Here is a 7,903-nt window from a genome sequence, read left to right on the forward strand (position 1 = left end):
GCTTCGGGGGTGGGCGGACCCTGGCGGCGTGGGAGCGCCAGACCTCGAGTTCCTCGTGGAAGGCGCTTGTCACGGACAGCGCGCGGCCCTCTTCGGCGAGGTCTTCCTGGAACAGCACCCGGACCAACTGCGCCAGGTCCATGGTCGAGAACGGTGGAGAGACCGAATACAGGAAGCCAGCCAGCGCGTCGGCGAAGGCATTCGCGGACTCGTAGCGGGTCGACAGCTCCACCGACAGCGCCTTCATGATCAGCTCATCCAGCGCGACGGGAAGATCTCCGCGCACCTGCCGTGGGGAGGGGAACTCGCCATAGGCCATGCGCAGCATCACCGAGGCCTGCGTGCCGGTGATGGGCGGCTGTCCACAGAGCATCTCGTACAGCACGAGGCCGGTGGACCAGACATCGGAGCGGGCGTCCACCTCGCGCCCCTTCGCCTGCTCCGGGGAGAAGTACAGGTACTTCCCTCTCACGATGCCGGGCTCGGTCTTGAAGCTGCGCGACATGCGCGCCTTGGCAATGCCGAAGTCGACGATCTTGACCTGGCCCTCGTAGCTGATGAGGACGTTGTCGGGGGAGATGTCCCGGTGGACGATGTTCAGCGGCGCGCCCTTGTCGTCCGTGCGCGTGTGCGCGTAGTGCAGCCCCCGGCACATCTCCAGGGCGATGTACGTGGCCAGGGGCACCGGCAACTGGGACAGGCCCAGCTTCGCCGCGCGCTTCTGGACGCGGTGGAGGGGCTGGCCATCCACCAGTTCCATGGCGAGGAAGTACTGGCCGTCCACCCGGCCGAACTCGAAGACCTGGGCGATGTTGCCGTGGGACAGCGTGGAGGAGATGCGGGCCTCGCGGACGAACATCGAGATGAAGTCCTCGTTGTTCACGTGCTCGAGGAGGACCTTCTTGATGAGGACGGGCTTGGTGACGCCCGCCGCGCCAACGAGCCTCGCGCGCCACGTCTCGGCCATGCCTCCACGCCCCAGCAGGGCCAGGAGCTCGTACCGACCGAAGCGTGCGTTGCGGTCCTGGGCCATGACTGGAGTTGCCGGATGTCCTGACGGCAGACGGTGGGAATCAGGTCATCGGGAACCGGATCGGCTGTCGTAGTCCTGGAGTTGGGACTCGACACCTCTCCGGTACGGATGATCCGAAGGTGCCAGCTTGAGAAAACGTCGATAGTGCGCGGCCCCGGTGTCAAACTCATCCAAGCGAGCCAGGGTGATGCCCATCATCAAATGGCAGTCGGGATCCTCGGGCGCGATGGCGATACAGCGCTGGGCCGCCGCCAGCGCCTCTCGGAACCTCTGTTGCTTGATGAGCGCCGCCGACTTCTTGGCCCACTCCTCGGCGCGCATGGCACTCACTGAAGTCACTCGGGTGCTCTCGGAGGACGGGCCGGGTGTCGGGGCAGACGGAGCTTCGTCTTTCCGCTCGGACTTCATCTCCGACATCATCGCGCGTGCCGTCTCGGCTCGAGAGTGGTCGCGGTGCTCCGTGAGAAGGCGTTTGAAGTACACCTCGGCCTCGGGCAATTGCTTGAGGCGGGCCATGCTGGCCCCCGCGATCCACAGACAGTCTGGATGATTCGGCGCGACCTCCAGGCACTTCTCCGCCAGGGAGGACGCCTTCGGAAAATCCCCCCTGTCGAGCAGGACTCCTGCGTGGAGCACGTCAGCCTTCGTCGCGCCCGGGGGATACACCTCAAGGGGGCGGTACGGAGCCACTGTTCCGGGGTCAGACATTGGGTTCGAATTCGGCATCACCGTCGACCGGGCCGCGATGTAGTACTCGGGAAACGCCACGGTCCCGACCACCAGCACCGCTGCGATTCCCAGCATCAGCCCCCAACCCCAAAGGCCTCCGCTGGACGGGGCGGGCACCTCCGGCACATGGGTCTCCGGAGTCTCCTCCGTGGCATGGGTGGAGCCCACTCCCATGGCGGGCAACAGCCTTCGCGTCGTCCGTTGCTGATTGGACCGCAGGTCCAGGTCCATCTCCGTCTCGGCCCGCGACGCGGTCTTCTTCCCTCGCTCCTTCTTCGGCGGCACCTCCGGCGGCGCCCCACTCGCCCGCCACAAGGTCAGCTCATCGATGAACGAGGCCGGAACGGACAGCTCCCTCCCCTCCACCGCCATGTCTCCCCGGAACAGCACCCGGACCAGGTACGCCAGATTCATCGTCGAGAACCGCGGGGCGTGGGAATAGAGGAACGCCGCCAGCGCATCCGCGAACGCATTCGCGGACTCATACCGGGCCGACAGGTCCACCGACAGCGCCCTCATGACAAGCTCATCCAGTTCGACAGGCAGGTCCTCGCGCACCTCCCGTGGCGAGGGAAACTCCCCATGCGCCATGCGCATCATCACCGCCGCCGGTGTGCCGCTGACGGGGGGCTGCCCGCACAACATCTCGTACAGCACCAGGCCCGTCGACCAGACATCGGAGCGGGCGTCCACCTCGTATCCCCTCGCCTGCTCGGGAGAGAAGTACAGGTACTTGCCCTTCACCACCCCGGGCTCCGTCATGAAGTTGCGCGCCAGCTGCGCCTTGGCGATGCCGAAGTCGACGATCTTGACCTGACCCTCGTAGCTGATGAGGACATTGTCCGGAGAGATGTCGCGATGGACGATGCCCAGGGGCTTGCCCTTGTCATCCGTGCGCGTGTGCGCGTAGTGCAACCCCCGGCACATCTCCAACGTGATGTACGTCGCCAGGGGAATGGGCATCCGCGACAGGCCCGTCTTCAGCGCGCGCTTCAGGACGTGGTGGAGCGGCTGCCCATCCACCAACTCCATGGCCAGATAGTACTGGCCTTCCACCCGACCAAAGTCGAAGACCTGGGCAATGCAGCCATGGGACAGCGTGGCGGAGATGCGCGCCTCGTTGATGAACATCGACACGAAGGCGTCGTCCGCCACGAACTCCGGAAGCACTTTCTTGATGAGGACGGACTTGGTGACGCCAGCGTCGCCCATCCACCGGGCCCGCCACGTCTCCGCCATTCCCCCCCGACCAAGCCATGACACCAGCTCGTATCGGCCGAACCTGTCGCCGGGCTGCAAGGCCATATCAATCCGGAACCTACCGCAGAATCCTGGGAGCCCGAACTTCCTGGGTCTCCCCGTGCTATGTTGTGCACCGTGGCAAGTCTGGGAGACGAGGACGGGGATGACGCGCTGGTTCGAACCGATGCCCTACCGGCACTCAGGAGCCCCCGCTTCAGGGTGAAACTGGCGGTGCTGTCGGGGCCGGACGCAGGAAAGACGTACCCGCTGGCGCCCGGGCGCTATCGCGTGGGCTCCGAAGCGACGTCGGACATCGTCCTGCCGGATCGCTCCGTGTCCAGGCAGCACCTCGTCCTGGAGGTCCGCGAGGATGGCGTGCGCGCGGTGGACCCTGGATCACGCAACGGCTCCTTCTGCGAGGGCATGCGCTTCTCCGAATTGGAGGTTCGTCCAGGGGCAACTCTGACCCTGGGTACCACCGAGCTGAAGCTGGTTCCGGAGGGAGAGAAGACGAGAGCCCTCCCCCTCTCCTCCCGCAGCAGCTTCGGGGGGCTGGTGGGCAACAGCCGACGCATGCGGGAGGTCTTCACGCTGCTGGAGCGGCTGGCCCAGGGCGAGTCGGACGTGCTCATCCAGGGCGAAACGGGCACGGGCAAGGAGCTGTGCGCGGAGGCCATCCACACGCATGGCATGCGCAGCAAGGGCCCCTTCGTCATCGCCGACCTGGCGGGGATTCCACCGCAGCTGCTCGAAAGCGAACTGTTTGGCCATGTGAAGGGAGCCTTCACGGGGGCGCACGGTGATCGCGCCGGCGCCTTCGAGCGGGCCCACGGCGGCACCCTCTTCCTGGACGAAGTCGGAGAGCTTCCGCTGGAAGTCCAGCCTCGCCTCCTGCGCGTGCTGGAGCGCCGACAGGTGAAGCGCGTGGGCGCCAATGACTACCGCACCTTCCACGTGCGCGTCGTGGCCGCCACGCATCAGGACCTGGAGGGCGCGGTGAAGCAGGGCCGCTTTCGCGGCGACTTGTTCCACCGCCTCGCGGTGCTGCGCGTCGTCCTGCCACCCCTGCGCGAGCGGCCCGACGACATCCCGCTCCTCATCGACACCGTGCTGGCGCGACTGGGCAAGCCTCCCAGCGCGCTGTCGGACGTCACCCGCGCACTGCTGACGCAGTACCCGTGGCCCGGCAACGTGCGCGAGCTGCGCAACGTGGTGGACCGCGTGGTGAGCCTGGGTGAAGAGGCCCTGCCGGACATTCCGGACGTGCCCGCGCCCGTGCCACCTCCGGAGGACGACTCCGAGTCGACCCAGTCGTTGGCGCTCGACCTGCCGTTCAAGGAAGCCAAGGAGCGGCTCATCGAGGGCTTCGAGCGCGACTACCTGCGCAACCTCGTCGAGCGCTGCGAGGGCAACGTGTCGCGCGCCGCACGCGAGGCGGGGATTGATCGCGTCTATCTGCGCAAGCTGCTCCGCAAGCACGGGCTCGACTCGGGCGGCCCCTGAGTCGACGGGCGACTCTCGCCCACCGTGAGCCCTGGCTCCACGGTGGGTGAGCCTGAGGACTCGCCTGCCCAGGACATCCCGGAATTCTCCACCTACAGCCCCTGCGGGCAGCCAAGGCTGAAATTCCGCGTGTGGCCGATGGGCGCCGGCGTGAGTCATTTTCGGTCGAAACGGCCCGTTGTCTTCACGGCCCCCTGCCGGAGCAAGCCCCCCATGTTGACTCATGCTCGCCGTGCGAACCTCATCGCGGGGTTCGCCATCGCATTGCTGTTGCCACTGATGGGCTGTGGTAGCGGAGACGGAAAAGTCTCCATCCTGCTGACCGATGCCCCCGGCGACGGCGTGGAGACCGCGGTGGTCACCATCTCGCAGATCTATCTCCAGGGTGGCGACGAGGAAGGCGGCCGCGTCGTCCTGCGCGACGAGCCCGTCACCGTCAGCCTGTTGGACCTGGCCAACTCGACCTCCGAGCTCGTCTCCGAAGCCGTCGTTCCCGACGGGGACTACTCCCAGCTCCGCTTCGTCATCACCGGCGGCTACCTGGAGACGAAGAACGCGGATGGCTCCACGTCCATCTTCGCCACCTCCAACAACTACGCGGGACTTCCCGAGGGCGCCGTCGTCGCCGGCCAGCTCCACATGCCGAGCTACGGCTCGTCGGGGCTGAAGGTGAAGTTCGACGAGAAGCTGACCATCGAGGGCGAGCAGAAGATCCTCCTGGTCGACTTCGACGTGGCGCAGAGCTTTGGCAAGGAGGCGGGCAACTCCGGCCGCTGGGTGATGAGCCCCGTCATCAAGGCGGCCGAGGTGACGGCGTCCGCGAGCATCACCGTCGAGGTGAAGCTCGGCGCCGGCGTGGTGCTCCCCACGGTGGAAGGAACCGCGGTGACGCTCGCGGACTTCCACGCGGTGCTCATCAACGACGCGGGCAGCCGCGAGACGCTTCCGCTGACCGATGAAAACGCGGACGGCACCTTCGAGGCCACCTTCAAGTTCCTCATCCCGGGCACGTTCCAGGTGGACGTGGAGTCCCCGGCGAGCGTGAGCATCTCCACCACGCCCGGTGATCCGGTGACGGTGCAGCTCGCCTCCGGCCGTGACAGCACCCAGGCCTTCGTCGTGAGTGGCGCCCAGCCCCAGTAGGCCCCGCGAACACTCCCGCGCCTACCCTTGCCCACAGGGACTCCGGGCACGGCCCTCACGTGGGAAGGAAAAATCCACGTGCAGCGTGGCCGATCCCCGGGGGCGGAGGTCTCCCGCCTGAAGGCCCAGATTTTCTCCGAGGGTTTTCGAATCAGGTGGGGTTGGCGCGGGGCCAGCTCCCCAGGCGAGGCGTCGGGACATGTTCCCGGCGCCTCGTTTTTTATCCGCGCTCGAAGCGACAGCGGCTCAGTAGACGACGAGCGGCTGGGGCGAGTGGTAGCTGACGATGGTCAGCACCGGGATGCGGGGCGCCTCGGCATCGTCATCGGTGCCTCCCGACGTGAGCCTCACACCGTCGAACCGCGCCAGGAACACGTAGTCGCGGCGGGCCTCCAGGAATGGATCCGCGCCCTGCAGCCGCCCCAGGGCCTCCTGGCCCGTCTCGTCGGAGATGTTGTCGTAGTGCTTGCGCGTCGTGGAGCTGTTGCCGCGCTCCCGCGTGCTCACGCTGCCGCCCAGCCGGCCCGGCCCGGTGAGCTGCGTCTGCCCGCCCAGGTCTCCCGACGTCGTGGTGGTGGTGTCGTAGCTCTCGCCATAACCCACCGGCGCATTCGTCTCCACCGAGGCCAGCGTGTGCTCCACGAGCCACACGGTGGGCTTCTCCCCTTCGGAGCGCTGGTCCGCCACGCGGGCGCGCAGCAACACGTAGCGCCCCTTGTACGTGTCGGGACGCTCGACCGCGGACGCGAGCGAGAAGATGGGGATCTTCCGCTCCTGGAGGTACTGAAGCTCGCCGGACACGCTGCCTCCGCGCTGGGCCACGACCCGGGCGATGAGCGAGGCGGCCTCGGGACGCACGCGCAGGTCCTCCGACCAGGCGCCGCTCAGCAGCGCGCGAATCTGGGTGAAGGGCGTCAGCTCGATGCAGGCCTTGAGACCCGCCCAGCCTTCGTCCCGCGACTCCGCCTGGAGCCTGCGCGCGGCGGCTTCACACAGCGCCGGATTGGGGTAGCGCGCGGCGAAGGCCTTGGGGTCGGCGGACGCGCTGGGCGGCGGCGCCTCCGCGGCCTTCGGGGTGAGCGGGGCGTCCTCGCGAGGCTGGGAGTCCGCCCACGTGACGTGGGAGTGGGATGCCCCGCAACCGGCGGCGAGCGAGCCCAACAGGGCCCAGGTCGGAAGAGTCCAGGGATGGTGGCGCATGGAGCTGACTCCTAGAGCGAGGCGGAGCCCGAGCGCGAGGAGCGCTGCTGCTCACGGGCGGTGGGCGAGGCGGAAGAAGCGCCGGTCGGCGCGGGCAGCACGACGGAGCACACGTCCTCGCAGCGCTCACTCAGGCACGCGAGCGTCGCGGGCGAGGTCTGCTGCTGGGACACGTCCGCGTAGCACCGGTCTCCGGTGCCGGGGCACCCTCGACGCGCGGCGCACTCGCAGCACGGCGCGGCCACCGTGGCCATGAGCTGGACTTCCTGCAGGACGCTGGAGAGTCCGCGGTAGCAGGTCCGGGCCCCAGGAGCGAAACGGCCCTTGGCGTCCACGATGGGCGTGCCTCCCGCGAGCCCGCACTGGTCCGCGGCGGCGACGTAGCGGCGCTCACAGAGCGCGATGAGCGTCGCGTCGGTGCGACCCTCGCGGGCATTGCCCACCGCCTCCGTGCACAGGGCGCGGGAGATGTCCTTGAGCAGCTTGCGGTTCGCGGTGGCCTGTTCGGCACCGGACGCGCTGGCGGCGGCGTCCGATTCGAAGACGCACTCCTTGCCCTCGCGAAGCGTGTCGACGGTGCAGGCCCAGGCTGTCGGAGAGTCGTCGGAGATGGGCGGCGCCGCGAGCGCTTCCGGCGGGAGCGCCGGCGTGGAGGCTTCGGGAGTGGAGCCCAACAGGAAGAGGGAGACGAGGATCGCCTTCATGGACATGGCAGGTTAGGCCGTTGGCGGGCGCCACACAAACCGCGCCGTTCCGCACTGTTCCTCGGATGGCGCAAGCCGCCATCGGGTGTCTTCTCCCGGGCACCCTTCCCCACCTGGGTCGAAGATGTCCTCTGACTCACGCCTGGGCCCGTGGCTCCTCTGGCCCGTGGGCCTCCAGCACGACCTCACGGGTGCTGCCCCACTGGGCCCGCGGTGCGTACCGTTCCCACAGCGGCCCCAGGAAGAACCGGCCGAAGCGATCCATGGCCGTGGTCCCCGCGCCCTCGCGCCGAGCGGGCTGCATGCTGGAGATGAGCGACAGGAGCTGCCCCACCCCGAGCGTCAGGAC

General features: G+C 68.0%; 6 protein-coding genes and 1 pseudogene. 2 read left to right on the forward strand and 5 right to left on the reverse strand.

Annotated features, from left to right (window positions below):
* Together HR086_RS42365 and HR086_RS42370 are read right to left on the reverse strand one after the other, a co-directional pair.
* On the reverse strand, positions 1–1,033 hold a 1,033-nt coding region (locus HR086_RS42365; RefSeq protein ID WP_174468467.1), incomplete at its 3' end, for a serine/threonine-protein kinase.
* Between the two features lie 45 nt (positions 1,034–1,078).
* Complete coding sequence (locus HR086_RS42370; RefSeq protein WP_174468468.1) at positions 1,079–3,067, reverse strand: protein kinase; 1,989 nt, start codon at positions 3,065–3,067, stop codon at positions 1,079–1,081.
* A gap of 60 nt (positions 3,068–3,127) precedes the next feature.
* On the opposite strand from HR086_RS42370, the gene HR086_RS42375 reads away from it, so the two are divergent.
* Positions 3,128–4,507, forward strand: coding sequence for a sigma 54-interacting transcriptional regulator (locus tag HR086_RS42375; RefSeq protein WP_174468469.1), 1,380 nt, complete (start codon positions 3,128–3,130; stop codon positions 4,505–4,507).
* A gap of 213 nt (positions 4,508–4,720) precedes the next feature.
* Positions 4,721–5,650, forward strand: coding sequence for a DUF4382 domain-containing protein (locus HR086_RS42380; RefSeq protein ID WP_174468470.1), 930 nt, complete (start codon positions 4,721–4,723; stop codon positions 5,648–5,650).
* 246 nt (positions 5,651–5,896) lie between these two features.
* Here HR086_RS42380 and HR086_RS42385 read toward each other — a convergent pair whose 3' ends face one another.
* From HR086_RS42385 to HR086_RS42395, 3 genes and pseudogenes are all read right to left on the reverse strand, one after another.
* Positions 5,897–6,850, reverse strand: coding sequence for a hypothetical protein (locus tag HR086_RS42385; protein ID WP_141642340.1), 954 nt, complete (start codon positions 6,848–6,850; stop codon positions 5,897–5,899).
* 11 nt (positions 6,851–6,861) lie between these two features.
* Entirely contained in the window at positions 6,862–7,560 is a 699-nt protein-coding gene (locus HR086_RS42390; protein WP_141642339.1) for a hypothetical protein, read from the reverse strand.
* Between the two features lie 130 nt (positions 7,561–7,690).
* Positions 7,691–7,903 (reverse strand): annotated as a pseudogene (locus HR086_RS42395) (hypothetical protein); the annotation flags it as partial.

This window comes from Myxococcus sp. CA039A (assembly GCF_013336645.1).
Classification (GTDB): domain Bacteria; phylum Myxococcota; class Myxococcia; order Myxococcales; family Myxococcaceae; genus Myxococcus; species Myxococcus llanfairpwllgwyngyllgogerychwyrndrobwllllantysiliogogogochensis.